The organism is Paenibacillus sp. B01 (genome assembly GCF_009649995.1).
Classification (GTDB): domain Bacteria; phylum Bacillota; class Bacilli; order Paenibacillales; family Paenibacillaceae; genus Paenibacillus_O; species Paenibacillus_O pasadenensis.
Map to the genome: position 1 here is coordinate 4,500,580 of NZ_CP045802.1, position 20,586 is coordinate 4,521,165.

The window sequence follows — 20,586 nt, forward strand, 5'->3', positions numbered from 1 at the left end:
TCCTTCTCCGCCGCGCAAATGTCCGATCGTGAACGGATAATTTCTCCAATTCAGCCGGTAGGTTGTCCCGAACCTCCCGCTTATACTAGGAGGGATTGATGAAATCGCTTTCAGAAAGCGGGCTTGGACTCGTTCCTCTCCTAGTCCCGCTTGCTGAAGCCGACGAGAAGAAGGAGCTGATCGGATGTTCAAGAAATGGAGCGTTGCCGCTCTGGCCGCCTGCCTGCTCGCGCCGCTGGCCGTCCCGCCTGCGTCCGCGGCGGCAGCCTCGGCGGAAGGCGCGGAGCCTGCCGTGCGTCAGCAGCCGTACGCGTGGAGCCGCGCCGCGGTCGTCGGAGGAGGATACATCCCCGGCATCGTCTACAGCGAGGCGGAGGCGGGGCTCGCGTATGCGCGCACCGACATGGGCGGCGCCTACCGCCGCGACGCCTCGACCGGGGGCAAGTGGAAGCAGCTGCTCGAAGGCGTCGGCATGGAGGAATGGAACCTGCTCGGCGTCGAGAGCATCGCGGCCGATCCGTCCGATGCCGACCGCGTCTACGCCGCTCTCGGCACGTATACGAACGACTGGACGGACATGAACGGCTTCATGTACCGCTCGAGCGACCGCGGCGAGACGTGGCAGCGGACAGAGCTTCCGTTCAAGCTCGGCGGCAACATGCCGGGCCGGAACATGGGCGAGCGGCTCTCCGTCGATCCGAACGACGGTCGGGTGCTGTTTTTCGGCGCGCGCAGCGGCAACGGCCTCTGGAAAAGCTCCGACGCCGGCGCGACCTGGGCGCGCGTCGCGTCGTTCACCGCGGTCGGCCAAGTCGCCGACGACTACATGAAGGATCCGCTCGGCATCGCCTGGGTCGTCTTCGACAAGTCCTCCGGGCAGCCGGGCAGCCCGACGCCGACGCTCTACGCCGGAACGGCCGAGCGGACAAGCCCGATCTACCGCTCGACGGATGCCGGCGAGACGTGGCAGCCGGTTCCGGGCCAGCCGGAGCAGGGCTTCCTGCCGAACCGCGGGGTGCTTTCGCGCGACGGCCGCCTCTACGTCAGCTATGCCAAGGACATCGGCCCCTACAACGGCGGCGAAGGCTCGCTTTGGGCGCTCGATACGAAGAGCGGCGACTGGACCGACATCAGTCCGGAAGGGCCCGGCTCCACCTCCAGCCCGTACGGCGGGCTCGCGGTCGACGCGCAGAACCCCGACATCGTGATGGCCGCTACGCTGAACAAGTGGTGGCCGGACGAGCAGATCTACCGCAGCCTCGACGGCGGCCGCAGCTGGACGCCGTTCTGGACGTTCGGCAGCTATCCCGAGCGCGTCAACAAGTACGAGCTGGACTACTCGCTGTCGCCATGGCTCGACTGGGGCCGCAAGACCGATCCGCTGCCGGAGACGTCGCCGAAGCTCGGCTGGATGATCGGCGATCTCAAGATCGATCCGTTCGACTCCGACTCCTTCCTCTACGGAACCGGAGCGACGATGTACGGCTCGGACAACGCGACCGCGATGGACCGTCCGGTCACGGTCGGCGGCGACGTGTACGAGAAGGTGCGCATCTCCGTCAAGGCCGAAGGCATCGAGGAGACGGCCGTGCTCGGCCTCGTCAGCCCGCCGTCAGGCGCGCCGCTGCTGAGCGCGATGGGCGACATCGGAGGCTTCCGCCATGCCGATCTGGGCCGTGCGCCGGAGATGATCACGAATCCGTACATCGGCTCGAGCACCGACATCGACTATGCCGAGCTGGATCCGAACGATGTCGTGCGCGTCGGCAACGTCTCCGGCAGCGATGTCGGCATCGGCGTCTCGCATGACAACGGCGTCACCTGGCAGCCCGGCGCCAATCCATGGGGCAGCGGCGCGTCCGTGAACGGCGGCTTCGTCGCGATGGCGGCCGACGGCGGCTCGATCGTCTGGGGAGCGGAAGGACAAGCCGTCTATCGTTCGACGGACGACGGCGCGACGTGGACCGCAGCGGCCGGCATCCCGGCAGGCGCGATCGTCGCCTCCGACCGCGTCGATCCCGACCGCTTCTACGGCTTCGCGGACGGCGTGCTGTATGCGAGCGAGGACGGCGGAGCGACGTTCGCCGCGACCGGCGCGGAAGGGCTGCCGCGCAAGATCACGAGCAAGCTCAAGGCCGTGCCCGGCCGGGCGGGCGAGGTGTGGATCGCCGGCGGCCGGGACAACAAAAATCCGGACGACGCGTTCGGGCTGTACCGCTCGACCGATGCCGGCGCGACGTTCGAGCGTCTGGACGGCATCGAGGAAGCGGTCACGATCGGCTTCGGCAAAGCCGCTCCGGGACAGGACGAGCCGGCTCTGTACAGCTACGCCAAGCAGGGCGGCCAATGGGGCGTCTACCGCTCCGACGACGGCGGCGCGAGCTGGATCCGCATCAACGACGACGCCCATCAGTTCGGCGCCGCCAACCGGGCGATCACCGGCGATCCGCGCGTGTACGGCCGCGTCTACATGGCGACGAACGGCCTCGGCATCGTCGTCGGCGAGCCGTCCGGCGAGATCGAGCCGCTGCCGGGCACGAGCCCGGACCCGCAGCCGAGCGCGGAGCCGAGCCCGAGCGTGAGCCCGGATCCGCAGCCGAGCGCGGGACCAACGGCATCTCCGGGAACGGGCGGCGTTCCGTCGCCAACCTCGGCTCCGCAGCCGACGCCAGCCCCGACGCCGGCCCCGTCGGCCAGCGCGGCTCCGACCGCCTCGGCAGCTCCGAGCGCCTCGCCTTCGCCTTCCTTCATCGACTTGAAGGAAACGCATTGGGCCGCAGCGGCCGCGAGCGGGCTGGCCCGCCTCGGTCTCGTGCAAGGAGTGCCGGGCGGCCGCTTCGAGCCGCAGCGGCCGATGACGAGAGCCGAATTCGCAGCGCTGCTCGTCCGCGCGCTGCGGCTGCCGGCGGCGGAGCCGGGCGCCTCGACGTTCGCCGACGTTCCGGCCGGAGCCTGGTACGCCGCCGAGGTGAGCGCCGCGGCCAGCGCGGGCCTCGCGGCCGGAACCGGCGACGGCCGCTTCGATCCGGCCGCTCCGATCCGGCGGCAGGACATGGCCGTCCTGCTCGAACGCGCGCGGCAGCGGCTCGACGCGGCAGGGAGCTCCGCGTCGCCGACAGCCGCTGCGGCCGAGTTCCGGGATCGGGAGGCTATCGCGGCGTATGCGCGCAGCTCGGTCCAGGCGCTGGCTGCTGCCGGCATTCTCGGCGGAGACGCCGAGGGCAGGCTGCTGCCGGCCAAGCCCGCGACCCGCGCCGAGGCTGCGGTCGCGCTGTGGCGGTTGCTGCAGCTGGTGCCGCAGAGCCGATAAGGCAGCGCAGCCCGGCCTGGATCGCGGAGCGCCGCATCCAGGAAGGAATAGATGAGAAAGGCCGCTCCTAAGCGCGCAAAGACCCTCGATGGCAGAGCCGATTCTGCGTATCGAGGGTCTTTGCGCTCTGCTGCCATTTTCAGCCGGCGGCGTGCGGGCAAAGCCAGCCTCGGAGGCGTGGTCCGGAAAGCTGACGGCTCGTCCTGCGCTAAACCGATGAGATGACCTTTCATGGCGCCGAGCGATGCATCCAGGCCCTGCTCGGCCTGGCCGCACCTTTTCCCGGCAGTCGAATAAGATGGGCCATGGCCCGAATGGCGCCGCTGAAAGGCCGCCATGTCCGCCCGAGTGGACATGGCGCGACCCGCGCCCTCGGCGCGCTCGCCGACCTGCGCGCTCGCTGCCCTCGGCGCGCTCCCCGCCGGCGCGTCTGCGCCCCGCAGCCGGCTCTGCGAGCGCCGCCAGCCGGCCCCGGCCGCACCCGCCGCGCAGCCTGTTTTTCCTTCTTGAGTGTGGTCGGCCGGAAGAGTATACTAGACAAGACTTTCAACCGGTAGCAAAGGAGTGAAACGCCATGGAAGGCGATAGGCCGAAGCCCGTCCCGACAGCAGCACCCGCAAGCAAGCATCGCGAAGACGACCAGCCGGACCCCGCCTCGCATGGCGGATGACCTCCCTTCGCCGCCGCCCGTTGCCGCCGTGCCGTCCACCGCTCGCGCGGATGCACGGCCGCTTCGGCGCGCCGCGGCCCGGATGCCCGGCCGGCTCTCGTCCGTCTTCGCGCACGAGAGGAGATTGAACGGCCATGAAGATTCGAATGGTCAACAACGGCGTATTCACGCCTGTAGACGAGCTGGAAACGACGCTCGCCCCTCCGCTGGAGGGCTTTTACTGGATCGACGCCGACGTCGAGGATCTCGCCTATCTGCAGCCGCTGTTCGGCCTGCATGACCTGGCGGTGGAGGACTGCCTCAGCGAGGAGGAGCAGCGCCCTAAGATCGAGCTGCACGAAGGGCATTATTTCATCGTCATCAACAGCATCCGCTTCGACGACGAGGAGATCTTCCTCCGCGCGCTGAACATCTTCCTCGGGCGGCACTTCATCATCACCGTCACCAAGCAGAAGATCAACGAGCTGCGCTCGCTCAAGCCGATCCTGTGGGAGCAGGAGGTCAGCCGGCCCGACCGCTTCCTGTACCATCTCGTCGACATCGTCGTCGACAATTATTTCCTCGTCGGCGATCGGATCGAGGTGCGCATCGAGCGGCTCGAGGAAGACATCCTGATGCATACCAAGAAGTCCCATCTGAACGAGATCATCGGCCTGCGCAGCGAGATCCTGTGGCTCAAGAAGGTGCTCGGGCCGCAGCGCGACGTCATCGCCACGCTCAACAAGAAGGATCTGCGCCTGATTGACGACCAGCTGCAGAAGTACTTCAGCGACATCTACGAGAACGCCGTCAAGATCACCGAGACGTTCGACACGTACCGCGACCTCATGGCCAACTTGCGCGAGGCGTACCAGTCGAGCCTGTCCAACCGGGCGAACGAGATCATGCGCGTGTTCACCGCGCTGACGACGATCTTCATGCCGCTGACGTTCATCACCGGCATCTACGGGATGAACTTCGTCCATCTGCCCGGCCAGAACTTCTACTACGGCTTCTACCTCCTGCTCGGCTTCATGCTGATGCTCGGCGGCGGCATGCTGTTCCTTTTCCGCAAAAAGGATTGGCTGTGACCCCCGCCGCGCCGGATCGGCCCGAGCCCGAGCCCGAACCCGAAAAACCCCCTTGCCTGCCGGCCCGTGGCCGAACCGACAAGGGGGTTTGCTGCGTCCATGCAGCAGCTGCGCAGCCAAGGCTCGCTCCTGACGTCAGGAGGACAGGCCCGCCGGCGGCAATCCGCTCCCCGGGCCGTCGCCGCTGCCGACAGCGGCCTGCTCCGCGCCGCGCCGGAAGTCGACGCGCTGGAGCAGCAGCCAGCCGAATACGAAGAAGGCGGCGACCGACAGGATCGCGGCTCGGCTCGAGCCGGTCAGCGTCGCGCTGAGCGAGAATACGAGCGGCCCGAGCACCGACGTGAACTTGCTGCTGAGCGCCAGGAAGCCGAACCATTCGCCGGAGCGGTCCGCCGGGACGAGCCGCGCGTACAGCGAGCGTGCGGCCGCCTGGCTGCCGCCTTGGACGAGTCCGACAAGCGTCGCGAGCACGAAGAAATGAAGCGACGTCGTCATGAAGTAGCCGAGGATGACGATGCCGAGATAGATGAGCAGCGACGCGCTCAGCATGCGCTTGGCGCCGAAGCGGCCGACGAGCCGTCCGAACGCGAGCGTCGCGGGCAGGCCGACGAACTGCGTCACGAGCAGCGCGAGGATGAGGTCGTCGGAGTCGATGCCGATGCCCGCGCCGTAGATCGTCGCCATGACGATGACCGTGCTGATGCCGTCGTTGAACAGCCAGAACGCCGCCATGTACTTGAGCAGCTCGGGATAGCGCCGCAGGCTGCGCAGCGACTGGGCGATGCGGCCGAACGAGGCTCCCGCCGCCTGCAGCACGGTCGGCCCGCCCGCTTTCGCCGCGGCCGCCGGCCGCTCCTTCCAGCGGGTGAACAGCGGCAGCGAGAACAGCAGCCACCAGAGGCCGACCGTCGCGAAGACGACTTGCGTCGCGGCCGTCTTGCTCGGGAAGCCGAGCGCCTCCCACTGCAGGATCATGACGAGGTTGATCGCCAGCAGCGCGCCGCCTCCGGCATACCCGTATGCGTAGCCCTTGGCGCTCACCGCATGGCGCTGCTCCTCCGGCACGCCGTCGCGCAGCAGCGCGTCGTAGAACGTATTGCCGGTGGAGAAGCCGACGATGCCGAGCACGAGCAGGCACGAGGCGAGCAGCCAGTCGCCCTCCCCGGCCAGCGCCATCAGCGAGCTGGATGCGGCGCCCAGCACCGTGAAGGCGATGAGGAACCGCAGCTTGGAGCGCGACAGGTCGGCCGCCGCGCCGGCGAGCGGCGCCAGCACGGCGACGAGCAGCATCGCGATGCTCTGCGTATTCGCCCAGTACGACTGAGCGGCGCCCTCCGCCAAGCCTTTCGCGGCCACTCCCTCGTAGTAGACCGGCATGACGGCAGCCAGCATCGTCGTCGCAAAGGCTGAATTCGCCCAGTCGTACCAGATCCAGCCTCGGATCGCTTTTCGATCCATCCCTAACTCCCCCGTTTCCTCCGGACGGCTCGCCGTCCATCGGTTTAGAGCTTCGCCGCCCTCCGGCCGATTCCTGCCCCCTTGACGGCCGCTTCCTCGTTGCTTTTGCGTAAAGGCCCGCTCGCTTTACTACCCGCCCTCGGCTTGGCTATACTAAATAGCAGAGTGATAAAAAAGTCTTATCGACCGGGGATGATCGAATCCTATCCCTGCCGGAGGCGAGAGAGGAGCCTGCCCCTGAATATCAGCCAGCTGGAAACGCTTCTTACCATTTCCAAAACGATGAGCTTCCGCAAGGCCGGCGAGCTGCTCAACCTGACCCAGCCCGCCGTCTCCGCCCAGATCAAGAGCCTGGAGGAGGAGTTCAAGACGGTGCTCGTCGACCGCAATCAGCCGGTCACGCTTACCGATCGCGGCCAAGTGTTCCTTGACCACGCGACGCGCATCCTCGACATCGTCGAGGAGCTCAAGCAGAAGCTTTCCGACCTGAACCATACGCCTCAGGGCCATATCGTGCTGGGCACGACAAGCTCGATCGCCATCCAGATCCTGCCGCGCGTGCTCTCCTATTTTCAGAACCAGTTCCCGCTCATCAAGACGACGATCCATACGATGCCCTCGGCGCAGGTGCTCTCGAGCGTCGAGAACGGCAGCGTCGATCTCGGCCTGACCTATCTGATGGAGCATCATCCCCATGTGCGGACGGCGACGCTGTACTACGACACGTTCGAGCTCGTCGTCTCTCCGAGCCATCCGCTCGCCTCGCTCAAGCATGCCTCGCTCGACAAGCTGCGGGACGTGCCACTCATCATGCTCTCGCCGGATACGCTCGGCCGCCGCTTCGTCGACCGCGTCTTCGCCGAGCACGGCATCGTGCCCAACATCGTCATGGAGCTGTCGAGCAGCGAGGAGGTCAAGCGGATGGCGGAGATCAACCTCGGCGCCGCCGTCGTCTCCAAGCAGTCGATCGCAAGCGAGCTGCGGCTCGGCACGCTGCGCATGATCAAGGTGAGCGAGCTTGAGGTGAGCCATCCGGTCGGCGTCGTCTACAAGTCGGGCCGCTATTTGAATTCGGCGATGCAGCAGTTCCTGAGCGACCTCAAGGGCATGCCCGAGGCGCAGTTCATCAGCAGCGAATAGGAGGAGTTCCCATGAAATTCGACCTGCATACCCACCATGCGCGATGCGGACACGCCGAGGGCTGCATCGAGGACTATATCCGCGCCGCCATCGACGCCGGACTGTCCGTCATCGGCATCTCGGACCACTCGCCGTATTTCGGCAGCGAGGAGGATCATCCTCAGCCGGGCATCGCGATGGCCCGCAGCTCGCTGCCGGGCTATGTCGAGGAGGTGCTGGCGCTCAAGGCCAAGTACGAGGGACGCATCGAGGTGCTGCTCGGCATGGAATCAGACTTTTTCCCCGAGCATGCCGAGACGTACCGCCGCGCCTACGAGCCGTATCCGTTCGACTACCTGATCGGGTCCGTGCATCTGTCGGGGGGCAAGAGCATCTTCAACCGCACCCGCTGGAAAGGGCTGTCCGACCTCGTGCAGATCGAGCAAAAACGGGAATACTACGAGCTCATCCGCCAGTCGGCCGTCAGCGGCATGTTCCAGGTGCTCGGCCACATCGACGCGATGAAGGGCTATTACCCGGCCTTCTCCGACATCCCGGCCTCCGAGAGCATCGACCTGGCGCTGCAGGCCATCTCCGGCAGCGGCGCCGCCATCGAGATCAACACCTCCGGCAAGACCAAGACGGTCGGCGGCTGGTATCCGTCCGATGCGATCCTCGAGCGCGCGCTGTTCTACGGCGTGCAGGTCAGCTTCGGCTCCGATTCCCATGTGCCGTCGCGCGTCGGCGACGAGATAGAGGAAGTGCGGGCCAAGCTCAAGGAGATCGGTTACCGGGAGTGGGTCTTCTATCGGCAAAAGCAGCAGGTGCGCGTGCCTCTCTGAGGCCGGCGGCCGGACAAAAAAAAGTGGACCTTCCCGAAGGAAGGTCCCAAGAAATATTTATTAAAAGGGGGTCATGCAACTATCATAACCGCTCCTTGTAATAAAACGGTGACAGGAATATTTCATTTGTGTAACAAAATGCATGACTACCCCGTCCGCCGGACGAGCCGCGGGAAGGAGACGCCGCCTCATGCCCGCTGACATGCCTTGGCTGCTGACCGCGATCGGCAGCGCGCTCGTCTTCGGCCTCGCCGGCTGGTGGATGAAGGTGTCCCAAATGAAGGAAGGCGGACGGACGGCGCTGCTGCTCGGGCTGTACGCGACGGGCACGGCCGGCTTTGCCGCGCAGTGCCTGATGGACGGCGGCTGGAGCGCGCTCGGCGACGGGCGGCTGTGGCTCGCCGGCGGCATCGTCGGCGCCGGTTCGGCGTGGGGCAACGCGGTGTTCATGAAGGCGCTGGAGCACGGTCCGGCGAGCATCACCTCTCCGCTCACGAACCTCAACATCGTCCTCGTCGTGGCGCTGTCGGTCGGGCTGTACGGCGAGACGCTCGGCCTGGCCGAAGCGGCCGGCATCGCGCTACTGCTGGCGTCCGCCGTGCTGATCGCCATCCGTCCTGCGGAGAAGCTCCGCCTCTCCAGCCGCCTCTGGTACATCTACACCGGCGCCGCCGTGCTGCTGTTCACGTTCCGCAACGGGGGCCTCAAGGTGACCGGCGAAGCCGGCCTGCCCTCCTCGGCCGTCTTGTTCAGCGGCTATCTGCTGTCGCTGGCCTGGTTCGCCGCCGCCGCTTGGCGGGAGCGGCCCCGCCGGCCGGCCGCGGAAACGGTCGGCGCCTCTCCCTTGTCCGCTCCAAAGAAGCCGTCCGCGGCCGCATCGCCGTTCGGCATCGGCCTGCGCTTCGGCCTGCTCGCCGGACTGTTCTCCTATGGCGGGCTGCAGCTGTACGCTTGGGCGCTCGAGACTGGCCCCGCCAATCTTGCCGCACCGATCTTCGCGACAAACAGCCTTGTCGTCGCCGCCGGCTCCATCCTGCTGTACCGGGAACGGCTGACAAGGCTGCAATGGCTCGCCTTCGCCTGCCTCATGGCAGGGCTGATCGTCATCCGGCTGTAGCCGTCCGGCTCAGCCCTTGGTCCGGCCCGACAGCCGCTGGATGCCGAGCCGCTTCTTGGCCCATTGGCGCAGCCGGTACAGAGCCGGCTGCTTCATCACCGAGCCCCAGCCGTCGTACTTGCCGCCGCCTCCGCCGAGGACGCGGTACAGCTCGTCGACGCGGCCGTTCACCGTCTCCAGACGGACGTCCTCGAATCGGCTGATGACGAGCGGATACGGATAATCGGGCTCCGGCTCCCCGCTTTTCCCCTCCTCGATGCGATAGCCCATCCCTTCGAGCTTCATGCGCATCAGCTTGCGGTCGTCCGAATCCCGAAACAGCAGCCAGTGATAGACGTTGCGCGGCTGGCGGATGTCGTCCCCGCGGTTCAGCAGCGCATACACCATCTGCGCGTTATGGATGAACAGCTCCTCCAGCGCATCCGGCAGCATGAAGCGGTAAAATTCCCACTGCGGATCCGGCTTCGCATAATATTGCAGCCGGTAGTCCTGATGCCCGCGGATCATGTTCTCCAGCGGCTCCAGCCCGGCGTCCTCCGCGATGTAGTAGTAATATTCCAGCCTCTTCGGCGTATTGATCCGTCCGGCATAAAAAGCTTCCCCGCCCGCCAGAACGGCCTCTTCCAGGCGCTGCTCCAGCTTCTCCAGCTCGGCGATCATGGCCGCCTTCTTCTTTTGGCGGCTGCGCACCGAGTACAGGTTGATCGTGATGGAGAGCAGCCGGTTCAGACCGGAGGGAGGCGTCTCTTTTTTCCAGGCGCAATTGACGAGGATCCTCATCTGCTCCTTGGACTCCGTCAAGCGTTCGAAAAATCCCCAATCATCCGGCATGGAGTCTCCTCCTCTCTGGTGGATCCGTTCCACTCATTATAACGAATGCTTGCCGCCATCTCATCTCTTTTTGCCGAGCATCTTACTCAAAAGACGAATCTTGGCCGCAAAAGTTGCGCAGCTCCTCTCATTTCCATCCCCGGGACGAGCCCGAATGCGCCGCATCGCCTGCCGTCCGGCCGCCCCTCCTGACGGCATCAACGAAAAAAAACATCCCCTCGTCGGCATCCTGACGAAGGGACGTTCTGTGCGTATGATCCGGCTATTATAGAAGCGCGTCGATGGAATAAGCGCCGGCTCCGGTGAAGCCGATCGCGAGCGCGGCCGCGATCAGCACGAGATTGTACTCGTAGCCGTTCGCTGTCGACCAGATGCCGTTCGCTCCGTGCACTTTCACGATCGCTACGAGCATCGTCAAGACGATGAGCGCGGCCGCCACCCATACCCACAGGCCGAGCGCGAGCAGCAGGCCGCCCAGCAGCTCCGCTCCTCCGGCCAGCACGGCCATCAGCGCTCCCGGCTTGGCTCCGAGCGACTCCAGCCAGCCGGCCGTGCCTTTGATGCCATAGCCTCCGAACCAGCCGAACAGCTTCTGCGCGCCGTGGCCGATGAACAGCAAGCCGACGACAATCCTCAAGATGAGCAACCCCGTATCCAACATTCCAACCCTCTCCTTTATCGGTTCTGGTCTTGCGATGGACTTATCTTATCCCCATAACTAACTAAAGTCAAGTAAATATATTTTCTTTATTTAGTGGACCGCAGTCACTTACATTTCCTTAGTCAATGTGATACAATAGCGGCAACAGAAGGAGTGATGCGAATGGACTACTCCACGATGTGTCCCAAGTATGAGGCGGCGATCGAGCTGCTCGGCAAGAAATGGACGGGCCTGATCATCCGCGTGCTGCTTGGAGGACCGAAGCGGTTCAAGGAAATCAAGGAGCAGATTCCGGAGATGAGCGACAAGATGCTGACCGACCGGATGAAGGAGCTCGAGACGAGCCAGATCGTTACCCGCAACGTGTATCCGGAGATGCCGGTTCGCATTGAATATGAGCTGACCGAAAAGGGACGGCATCTGAAGCCGGTCATCGAGTCCATTCAGGACTGGGGAGAAGATTGGCTCTAATCGCCGCCGCGCCGCCTGCAGGCGGCTTTTTTTCGTTCCGTTAGCAGCATATGAGCGCGCGGCCGGGATTAGGACCGCTCTTGACGGCCGAGCTTCCGCATCGATAGTGGAAACGCTTCTTCGCGGGCGATATACTAAAGAGGATATCTACAAGCGGACAGTGAGGGTGAGGCATGGACAACGAAAAGATCAAGCAGGCGTATGCGGAGCTCGGGCTGGAGCCAGGCGCCGCGAAGGAAGACGTGGAGAAGCGGTACGACCTGCTGCTCCGCCGCGCGCGCAGCAGCAGGTCGGGAGCGCAGCTGCAGGAGGGCCAGGTCGAGCTGGAGCGGATCAACGCCGCCTACCGGACCATCCAGGAGCGGGATCGCGCGGAATCGACCGAAGCGTACAACGAGCAGGCCTACGGCAAATATAAAGGCATGGCTCCCGCGATGCAGAAGATCGACCATTTCTTCAGCTATTATAAATTCCATCTGCTCGGAGCGATCGTGCTCATCGCCGCCGTCGTCTACGGCATCAACGCCTATCAGGACAAGAAGCGCGAGGAGGCCGAGCTGGCCAAGCTGCCTCCGGCCGCGATCGCCGTCTCGTTTTTCGGCCAGTTCATCGGCGCGGACGGCAGCAGCCCGATCGGCGGCGGCGTCGACCTGAAGACGGCCGAGGAGCAGATCGTGAAGCGGTTCCCCGATTGGAAGCGGGCGATCGTGCATCTGACCTTCGTCCCGGAAGAGCCGCAGTCGAGTCAGGATATGGCCATGGTCCAAAAAAGCCTCATCGACCTCATCTCGAACAAGGACGACGTCTATATTTTGGACAAGCTGAACTTCGAGAAGCTGGCGCGAGACGGCGCCCTGGTCGATCTCGCCCCTCACGCCGCCAAGCTCGGCCTCGATGCAGACGACAGCCGCGCCGTGCGCACCGTGACGACGGACGATCCGTCGACGGAGCAATGGTTCGGGGTCGACGTCTCCGACAGCCCGCTGATCAAAAGCATGGGCCTTGCCGGCAACACGTTCATCGCCACCATCCGCGCCGACACGCAAAAGCTCGACAACTCCTTGCAGCTGATCCAAGCCGCAGCGACGGATACAGCAGCTCCTTGATCTTGATGGCGAGCGGACAGACGATCCTTTGAAAAGACGGCCTATAGGCCGTTTTTTTTCGCCCGGAAGCGGACAGCGGTGCTGGAACCGTTGCCGCTTCTCCACGAGCCACGTCCGCTTCGCAGAGAGTCGCTCCGATCTCCATGCCCTCGAGGATTTCGGCGATCGCGCATTCTCCGCAACGCTCTAAAGCCTCTATAACGGGCTGAACCCCTGGGAAAATCGGGTTATAGCTGCTCGCAGGCTCGTCTTTCAGGCTCCAACCCGAATAAATCGGCTTACAGCGGCTCGGCAGCCCCTATTTCAAGCTGCAACCCGAATAATTCGGGTTACAGCGGCTGACCAACCCGTCTTTCAGGCTCCAACCCGAATAATTCGGCTTACAGCGGCTCGCCAGTCCTTCTTTCAGGCTCCAACCGCCACGCCTGCCTACCGGAGTTACTTGATTTGACCTCGCAACTCCGCCCGGTTCGGCTCCACTTGCCCGAGTTACTCGGTTTTTCCGCGCATCTCCGACCGTTTGGTCCTCCACTCGCCCGAGTTACTCGGTTTTTCCGCGCAACTCCGACCGTTTGGCCTCACAATGCCCGAGTTACTCGGTTTTTCCGCGCATCTCCCACCGTTTGCCCCTTCACTCGCCCGAGTTACTCGGTTTTTCCGCGCATCTCCGACCGTTTGACCTCCCAATGCCCGAGTTACTCGGTTTTCCCGCGCAACTCCGAAAGGATGGTTGGCGTGCTGACTCGATGAGGGGCGCAAGCGCCTTGGTTCGCGCCAGCGGTTTGGTTTACACGCCCTATTCGAGGGGCGGGCCAGCAAGCCGCATGCGGCTTGCTGGCTGATCTGCGGCGGCCGATTCGTGCTGGCCGCTGAGAAGCGCTGCCGTCTCCCAGGTAAGCGGGAGACGCCCCCTCCCCCAAATAAAAAGGGGGAGCAGAGAAGACAGGGACAAGGCAAGCGGAGCGAGACGATGCCTTTCGGAGAAGCGGCAGCGGTCCTCTTGGAAGACGGATGGCCTCCGAATAGGAGGTCAAAAAATCAGGGCATCCGGCTTCCAGTGGAGTCGGAGAAAGGCTCGGCTCGCGCAGCGGGCTTCTTGTCCACCGGAGTGGCTCGGATCGCGCAGCGGGCTTCTTGTCCCTAGTATGCTGCCGGCTGCCTGCCGAGAAAGGCTCGGCTCGCGCAGCGGGCTTCTTGTCCACCGGAGTGGCTCGGATCGCGCAGCGGGCTTCTTGTCCCTAGTATGCTGCCGGCTGCCTGCCGAGAAAGGCTCGGCTCGCGCAGCGGGCTTCTTGTCCACCGGAGTAGCCCGGATCGCGCAGCCGACTTCCTGTCCCCTGAAGTCCCCTTTCCAAGCCAAAAAAGCCTCCCGAACCGCTCGCAAAGAGCAGTCCGGAAGGCTTTCCTATTGCCGAGCCTAGAAACTCAGCCAGTTCTTGAACAGCTGCGCCGTCGTGTCGCGGTTGATCGCGGCGATCGACGTCGTGAGCGGGATGCCCTTCGGGCAGGAGCGGACGCAGTTCTGCGAGTTGCCGCAGCCCTCGATGCCGCCGTCTTCCATCAGCGTCTCCAGGCGCTCGGCCTTGTTCATCTCGCCCGTCGGATGGGCGTTGAACAGGCGTACCTGAGAGATCGCCGCCGGGCCGATGAAGCTCGAACGGTCGTTGACGTTCGGGCAGGCTTCGAGGCAGACGCCGCAGGTCATGCACTTGGACAGCTCATAGGCCCATTGGCGCTTCGTCTCGGCCATGCGCGGTCCGGGACCGAGGTCGTACGTGCCGTCGATCGGAATCCAGGCCTTGACGCGCTTGAGCGCGTTGAACATGCGCTCGCGGTTGATGACGAGGTCGCGCACGACCGGAAACGTGCTCATCGGAGCGACGCGCACCGGCTGCTCCAGCTTGTCGACGAGCGCGCTGCACGCCTGGCGCGGCTTGCCGTTGATGACCATCGAGCAGGCGCCGCAAACTTCCTCGAGACAGTTGGACTCCCAGACGACCGGAGTCGTCTTGGCGCCATCGGTCTTGACCGGGTTGCGCTGGATCTCCATCAGCGCGCTGATGACGTTCATGTTGGGACGGTACGGAAGCTCGAACTCCTCGGTATAAGGAGCCGCTTCCGGCGAGTCTTGGCGGGTGATGATGAATTTGACCGTCTTGCCCGCCTTGACCGGGGTTTCGGTTGCCATGGTCGTTCTCCCTCCTCGTTAGGACTTGTTGCTCGAGTAGTCGCGCTTGCGCGGCTTGATGAGCGAGGTGTCGACATCCTCGTACGAGATCTCCGGACCTTCCGTCGTCCACTTGGCGATCGTCGTCTTGAGGAACTGCTCGTCGTTGCGCTCCGGGAACTCCGGCTTGTAGTGCGCGCCGCGGCTCTCGTCGCGCAGCAGGGCGCCCTTGGTCATCGCCTCGGCCAGCTCCAGCATGTTCCACAGCTGGCGCGTGTAGGCGACGCCGGCGTTGTTCCAGCGCGCGGTATCGTTGATGTTGATGTTGGAATAGCGCTGCTTGAGCTCCTTGATCTTGTCGATCGTCTGCACGAGGCGGTCGTTGTAGCGGACGACGGTCATGTTGTTCGTCATCCACTCGCCGAGCTCCTTGCCGAGCACGTAGGCGTTCTCCGTGCCGCCGAGCTTCAGGATCGACTCGTAGTTGTCCGTGCGCAGCTTGACCTCGCGGTCGAAGATGGAGGACGGAGCGTCCTCGGCGGACTTCTTGAGCCCCTTGATGTATTCGACTGCCTTCGGTCCCGTCACCATGCCGCCGAAGATGGCCGACAGCAGCGAGTTCGCGCCGAGACGGTTGGCTCCGTGGTACTGGTAGTCGCATTCGCCGCAAGCGAACAGGCCCGGGATGTTGGTCATCTGGTTGTAGTCGACCCACAGTCCGCCCATCGAGTAGTGGACAGCCGGGAAGATCTTCATCGGCAGCTTGCGCGGATCGTCGCCGACGAACTTCTCGTAGATCTCGATGATGCCGCCGAGCTTGACGTCAAGCTCCTTGGGATCCTTGTGCGACAGGTCGAGGTAGACCATGTTCTCGCCGTTGATGCCGAGCTTCTCGTCCACGCAGACGGAGAAGATCTCGCGGGTGGCGATGTCGCGCGGCACGAGGTTGCCGTAGGCCGGATACTTTTCTTCGAGGAAGTACCACGGCTTGCCGTCCTTGTACGTCCAGATGCGTCCGCCCTCGCCGCGCGCCGACTCGGACATGAGGCGGTTCTTGTCGTCGCCCGGGATGGCCGTCGGGTGGATCTGGATCATCTCGCCGTTGGCGTAGCTGACGCCCTGCTGGTACACGGCGCTCGCCGCGGTGCCCGTATTGATGACCGAGTTGGTCGTCTTGCCGAAAATGATGCCGGGGCCGCCCGTCGCCAGGATGACCGCGTCCGCGCGGAAGGAGACGACCTCCATCGTGCGCAGGTCCTGGCCGGTGATGCCGCGGCAGACGCCGTCGTCGTCGAGCACCGCGCCCATGAACTCGAAATGCTCATGCTTGCTGACGAGGCCGGCGGCCTCCCAGCGGCGAACCTGCTCGTCCAGCGCGTACAGCAGCTGCTGGCCGGTCGTCGCGCCCGCGAACGCCGTGCGGTGGTATTGCGTGCCGCCGAAGCGGCGGAAGTCGAGCAGGCCCTCCGGCGTGCGGCTGAACATGACGCCCATGCGGTCCATCAGGTGGATGATGCCGGGAGCGGCCTCGCACATCGCCTTGACCGGAGGCTGGTTGGCGAGGAAGTCGCCGCCGTAGACCGTATCGTCGAAGTGCTCCCAAGGAGAGTCGCCTTCGCCCTTCGTATTGACGGCTCCGTTGATGCCGCCTTGCGCGCACACGGAGTGCGAGCGTTTTACGGGCACCAGGGAGAACAGGTTGACGTGGACGCCGGCTTCGGCCGCCTTGATCGTGGCCATAAGCCCGGCCAGTCCGCCGCCGACGACGATGATGTTGTTTTTAGCCATGTGAGTGGGTCCTCCTTCTCTATCGTGTTATCCGATCCAGGTCCGTACGGCCGCTGCCGTCTCCGCGAACTCGTCGCTGCGGAAGGCCGCGATCGAGAGCAGGAACAGAGCCGACACGATGACGAAGACGCCCATCCAGATGTAGGAGGAGATGCGCTGCGCGCGCGGGCCGACGGTGATGCCCCAGCTCACGAGGAAGGACCACATGCCGTTGGCGAAGTGGAAGACGGCGGCCAGGACGCCGATCGTGTACAGGACGACGCTGACCGGATTCGTGAAGATCTCATGCATCTGATGGCCGAGCTGTTCATGCGTCAGCTCGCCGATCAGCACCTGGTAGCGGGTCTGATAGACATGCCATACGATGAAGATGAACGTAATGACGCCCGACAGGCGCTGAAGCGTGAACGCCCAGTTGCGTCCGTATTGGAAGCGGGAGTTGTTCCAGTTCGACTGGTAGGCGACGTAAAGGCCGTATACCCCGTGGAAGATCAGCGGCAGGAAGATGCCGAAAATCTCCAGGAAGAAGATCAGCGGCAAGCCGTTGAGCATCTCGACGCTTTCGTTGAACCCTTCCGGGCCTCCCTCGAACGCCGAGTAGTTGGTGATGGCGTGATTCACGAGGAACAGGGCAAGCGGAACGACCCCGAGCAGCGAGTGGAGCTTGCGCGCCAAATAGGAATTTCCTTTCATAAATAATGCGTTCTCCTTTCCAGCCGTTTGAATGCGTAATCATCGTCAGGGACAAACCTTATCCATTTTACAGCCCGTTCTTGGGAGCGTCAACAATTCACGACAGCATCCGACTTCAGGACGGACACAGATTAGCCACAGATCCCATCGTACCCTTTTTTCGCTTATAAAGATATTGTTTATTTTTTATACAATGTTATAACATAGGAGCATAAGCAAGTCGGATCGCCGAAAGGATGGAATGCGATGCAGGAAGATCTTCAGCTGTTCGCCGTCATCGTCGAGCAGTCGAGCATGAACAAGGCGTCGGCGCTGCTCAACCTGTCGCAGCCCGCCCTCTCGCGCAAGATCGCCAAGCTCGAGGAGGAGCTCGGAGCGCCGCTCTTCCGCCGCGTCGGACGCCGCCTGGAGCTGACGCGCATCGGCGAGCTGACGTACGACTACGCCGTGCAGCTGCGCCAGATGCATCGGCAGTATCTGCTCACGCTGGCCGAGTTCAAGCAGACCCACCGCTTCACGCTGACGATCGGCGCCAGCCTGACGACGCTGCAGACGACGCTGCCCGACCTCATCCAGGCGCTGACCGCCAGCCATCCCGAGATCGACATCAAGGCCGTGACCGGCAAAACCCACGAGATCGTCTCGCTCGTCCGGGACCGGAAAATCGAGCTCGGCCTTGTGGCATCCGTCATCGACGATCCGCAGCTGCACTGCGTGAAGCTGTTCGACGACCATCTCGAGCTCGTGCTGCCGCGCGGGCGCATGCTGTCCGACAAGCTCGCGATCGGCGACCTGAACGGGCTGCCGATGATCCTGTTCTCCAAGGGAACCTGGTTCCGCACGCTTACCGACGAGCTGTTCGACAAGTTCCGCCTGCATCCCGACGTGCGCATGGAGATCGACTCCTTCGAGGCGATCCTGCGCCTGCTGCATACATGCGGAGCGGCTACGCTGCTGCCGCGATCGTACATCCGGCCGCAGATGGCGGAGGACAACGACCTCATGCTCGTGCCGCTGCCGGAGCTGAAAAAGACTCGGCGCACGACCTCGCTCATCCACGGCGATCCGTCGCTGCTCGAGCCTGTCGTCCGCCAATGGATCGCGGAAGCGGCGGCCGGCTACGCGGCGCGTTCGGGCTTGCCGCTGAGCGCCCGCAGCGGCCTGCCGGGCCAGCCGTAGCCGGTTGCCGGCTCGGTCCGTCGCAGCCGGATGCCCTCAGCGCTCGCTGACCATGTTCTCGAAGTCCTCGATCCCCTCGTTCGTGCCGATGACGACCATGACGTCGCGCTCGGCCAGCACCTGCTCGGCCTTGGGCGCGATGATGATGCCTTGCGGCTTGTTGACGGCTACGATGCTGCAGCCGAACCGCTTGCGCGGATCGATGTCGGCGAGCGTCTTGCCCGCCAAGCAGCGCGGCACGGACAGCTCCGCCACGGAGTAATCGGAGCTCAGCTCGATGTAGTCGAGCAGGTTCGGCGAGACGAGCTGATGGGCGACGCGGATGCCCATGTCGCGCTCGGGATAGATGACCCGATCGGCGCCGAGCTTCTCGAGCACGCGCCCGTGCAGCTCGCTGACCGCCTTGACGACGACCTTTTTGACCCCGGCGTCCTTGACGAGGATCGCCGTCATGATGCTGGCCTGGATATCCCCGCCGATGGCGACGATGCAGCAGTCGAAATTGCGGATGCCGAGCGCGCGCAGCGCCTCCTCGTCCGTCGAGTCCGCGCAGGCGGTATGCGTGAGCGTGCCGCTCAGATCGTCGACGAGCTCCTCGCTGCGGTCGATGCCGAGCACCTCATGTCCGAGCTGCACGAGCTCCTTGCCGAGGCTGGATCCGAAACGGCCCAGTCCGATGACGCAGAATTGACTTCCTTTGGCTCCCTTACCCATTGTCTCTCTTTCTTTCCTTTCCTATCCGATGATGATCTTGCCTTCCGGATGCTTGTAATATTCCTTGCTGGCCTTGGGCCGGAGAGCGTACGCCATCGTCAGCGGGCCGAGCCTGCCGGCGAACATGACGAAGCTGATCACGAGCTTGCTGACATCCTGCAGCCCCGGCGTAATGCCGGTGCTCAGCCCGACCGTGCCGAACGCCGACACCGTCTCGAACAGGATGCGCAGGAAGTCGCGGTCCTCGAGCGTGCAAAGCACCATCGTCGAGGCGAGCACGATGGCGATCGACAGCATCGTGATCGTCAGCGCCTTGAGGATGCGCTCCTTGGCGAGCCGGTAGCGGAACAGCACGATGTCCTCCTTGCCCCGGAGCATCGCCCACATCGCCGCCGCGAGCGTCATGAACGTCGTCGTCTTGATGCCGCCGCCGGTCGAGCCGGGCGACGCTCCGATGAACATGAGAAGGATCATGAAGAACAGGCTCGCCTGGGTCAGAGCTCCGATGTCCACCGAGTTCGGTCCGGCGGTTCGCGTCGCGACCGACTGGAACAGCGACGCGAGCAGCTTGCCGCCGAGGTCGAGCGGTCCCATCGTGCCGGCATTCCCGTATTCGAACAGGAAGATGACGGCCGTCCCGAGCGCCACCAGGCCGCCGCTTGTCAGCAGCACGACCTTGGAGTGCAGCGTCAGCCGCCGATGCCTGCGGAAGTCGACCAGATCGGACAGGACGATGAAGCCGAGGCCGCCGAGGATGACGAGCGAGACGGTGACGAGATTGACGAGCGGATCCGCGACATAGGCGGTCATGCTGCTGTAGTTGCCCATGATGTCGAAGCCGGCGTTGTTGAACATGGACACCGCATGGAAGATGCCGTAATAGACGGCCTGCCCGGGCGGCATGTCGGACAGGAAGCGCAGCGCATACAGCAGCGCGCCGCAGCCCTCGATGACGAGCGAGTACAAAAGGACGCGGCGGATCAGCCGTACGATGCCCTCCATCGAGCCTTGGTTCATCGCCTCCTGCAGCAGCAGCCGCTCCTTGAGCGAGATGCGCTTGCGCAGCACGAGCGCGAACAGCGTCGCCATCGTCATGAAGCCGAGGCCGCCGATCTGGATCATCACCAGGATGATGAGCTGGCCCGCCAGCGAATAATGCGTTCCGGTGTCGACGACGACGAGGCCCGTGACGCAAGTGGCGGATGTCGCCGTGAACAGCGCGTCGATCCAGCGCGTCCCCAAGCCGTCCGCGGTCGCGAACGGCTGCATGAGCAGCAGCGAGCCGAGCGCGATGATGAAAGCGAAGCCGGCGATCAGGATCCTCGGCGGGGAAGGGATGAGCAGCTGCCTCAGCTGCAGCCTCCAAGCGGTCATAGGCGGCCATTCTCCT

The 20,586-nt window shown here is 64.1% G+C and carries 16 protein-coding genes; 8 read left to right on the forward strand and 8 right to left on the reverse strand.

Translation table 11 applies throughout. The features are described from left to right. Positions 1-184: 184 nt before the first annotated feature. Both GE073_RS19240 and corA read left to right on the forward strand, forming a co-directional pair. Positions 185-3,310, forward strand: coding sequence for an S-layer homology domain-containing protein (locus GE073_RS19240; RefSeq protein ID WP_101808034.1), 3,126 nt, complete (start codon positions 185-187; stop codon positions 3,308-3,310). Between the two features lie 804 nt (positions 3,311-4,114). Then, positions 4,115-5,050 (forward strand): magnesium/cobalt transporter CorA, encoded by a 936-nt coding sequence (corA, locus tag GE073_RS19245; protein ID WP_101808035.1) that lies wholly within the window; start codon positions 4,115-4,117, stop codon positions 5,048-5,050. Between the two features lie 135 nt (positions 5,051-5,185). Here the strand turns inward: corA and GE073_RS19250 are convergent, their stop codons facing one another. Next, positions 5,186-6,508 (reverse strand): MFS transporter, encoded by a 1,323-nt coding sequence (locus tag GE073_RS19250; RefSeq protein WP_101808036.1) that lies wholly within the window; start codon positions 6,506-6,508, stop codon positions 5,186-5,188. A 237-nt stretch (positions 6,509-6,745) separates the two neighbouring features. Here GE073_RS19250 and GE073_RS19255 point away from each other — a divergent pair, with 237 nt between their 5' ends. The 3 genes from GE073_RS19255 (at position 6,746) to GE073_RS19265 (ending at position 9,586) form a co-directional block, all read left to right on the forward strand. Then, positions 6,746-7,648, forward strand: coding sequence for a LysR family transcriptional regulator (locus tag GE073_RS19255; protein WP_028599256.1), 903 nt, complete (start codon positions 6,746-6,748; stop codon positions 7,646-7,648). A gap of 11 nt (positions 7,649-7,659) precedes the next feature. Further along, positions 7,660-8,469, forward strand: coding sequence for a histidinol-phosphatase (locus GE073_RS19260; protein WP_028599257.1), 810 nt, complete (start codon positions 7,660-7,662; stop codon positions 8,467-8,469). Positions 8,470-8,659: 190 nt separating this feature from the next. After that, positions 8,660-9,586 carry an EamA family transporter gene (locus tag GE073_RS19265; protein ID WP_228551649.1) on the forward strand — a complete coding sequence of 309 codons (927 nt, stop codon included), beginning with the start codon at positions 8,660-8,662 and terminating at the stop codon, positions 9,584-9,586. 9 nt (positions 9,587-9,595) lie between these two features. On the opposite strand, the gene GE073_RS19270 is transcribed toward GE073_RS19265, so the two are convergent. Next, positions 9,596-10,417 carry a DUF695 domain-containing protein gene (locus GE073_RS19270; RefSeq protein ID WP_028599259.1) on the reverse strand — a complete coding sequence of 274 codons (822 nt, stop codon included), beginning with the start codon at positions 10,415-10,417 and terminating at the stop codon, positions 9,596-9,598. Positions 10,418-10,682: 265 nt separating this feature from the next. Next, positions 10,683-11,078 carry a DoxX family protein gene (locus GE073_RS19275; protein ID WP_028599260.1) on the reverse strand — a complete coding sequence of 132 codons (396 nt, stop codon included), beginning with the start codon at positions 11,076-11,078 and terminating at the stop codon, positions 10,683-10,685. A gap of 162 nt (positions 11,079-11,240) precedes the next feature. Here GE073_RS19275 and GE073_RS19280 point away from each other — a divergent pair, with 162 nt between their 5' ends. Both GE073_RS19280 and GE073_RS19285 read left to right on the forward strand, forming a co-directional pair. Further along, positions 11,241-11,549: a winged helix-turn-helix transcriptional regulator gene (locus GE073_RS19280; RefSeq protein WP_028599261.1), complete on the forward strand. Its 309-nt coding sequence runs from the start codon at positions 11,241-11,243 to the stop codon at positions 11,547-11,549. Positions 11,550-11,722: 173 nt separating this feature from the next. Then, positions 11,723-12,655, forward strand: coding sequence for a hypothetical protein (locus GE073_RS19285; RefSeq protein WP_028599262.1), 933 nt, complete (start codon positions 11,723-11,725; stop codon positions 12,653-12,655). Between the two features lie 1,417 nt (positions 12,656-14,072). Here the strand turns inward: GE073_RS19285 and sdhB are convergent. Genes sdhB through GE073_RS19300 form a run of 3 tightly spaced genes read right to left on the reverse strand, consistent with a single transcriptional unit; the run spans position 14,073 to position 17,303 of the window. Continuing rightward, entirely contained in the window at positions 14,073-14,843 is a 771-nt protein-coding gene (sdhB, locus tag GE073_RS19290) for a succinate dehydrogenase iron-sulfur subunit (RefSeq protein ID WP_028599263.1), read from the reverse strand. Positions 14,844-14,861: 18 nt separating this feature from the next. After that, complete coding sequence (gene sdhA, locus GE073_RS19295; protein ID WP_153784121.1) at positions 14,862-16,610, reverse strand: succinate dehydrogenase flavoprotein subunit; 1,749 nt, start codon at positions 16,608-16,610, stop codon at positions 14,862-14,864. A gap of 27 nt (positions 16,611-16,637) precedes the next feature. After that, positions 16,638-17,303, reverse strand: a complete 666-nt coding sequence (locus tag GE073_RS19300) for a succinate dehydrogenase cytochrome b558 subunit (RefSeq protein ID WP_028599265.1) — start codon at positions 17,301-17,303, stop codon at positions 16,638-16,640. A gap of 246 nt (positions 17,304-17,549) precedes the next feature. On the opposite strand from GE073_RS19300, the gene GE073_RS19305 reads away from it, so the two are divergent. Then, a complete protein-coding gene (locus GE073_RS19305) occupies positions 17,550-18,482 on the forward strand; it encodes a LysR family transcriptional regulator (protein WP_028599266.1) in 933 nt (310 codons plus the stop codon). A gap of 36 nt (positions 18,483-18,518) precedes the next feature. Here the strand turns inward: GE073_RS19305 and GE073_RS19310 are convergent, their stop codons facing one another. Beyond that, on the reverse strand, positions 18,519-19,196 hold the full coding sequence (locus GE073_RS19310; RefSeq protein ID WP_028599267.1) for a potassium channel family protein: 678 nt from the start codon (positions 19,194-19,196) through the stop codon (positions 18,519-18,521). Between the two features lie 21 nt (positions 19,197-19,217). Then, entirely contained in the window at positions 19,218-20,570 is a 1,353-nt protein-coding gene (locus GE073_RS19315) for a TrkH family potassium uptake protein (RefSeq protein WP_153784122.1), read from the reverse strand. Between the last annotated feature and the right edge of the window lie 16 nt (positions 20,571-20,586).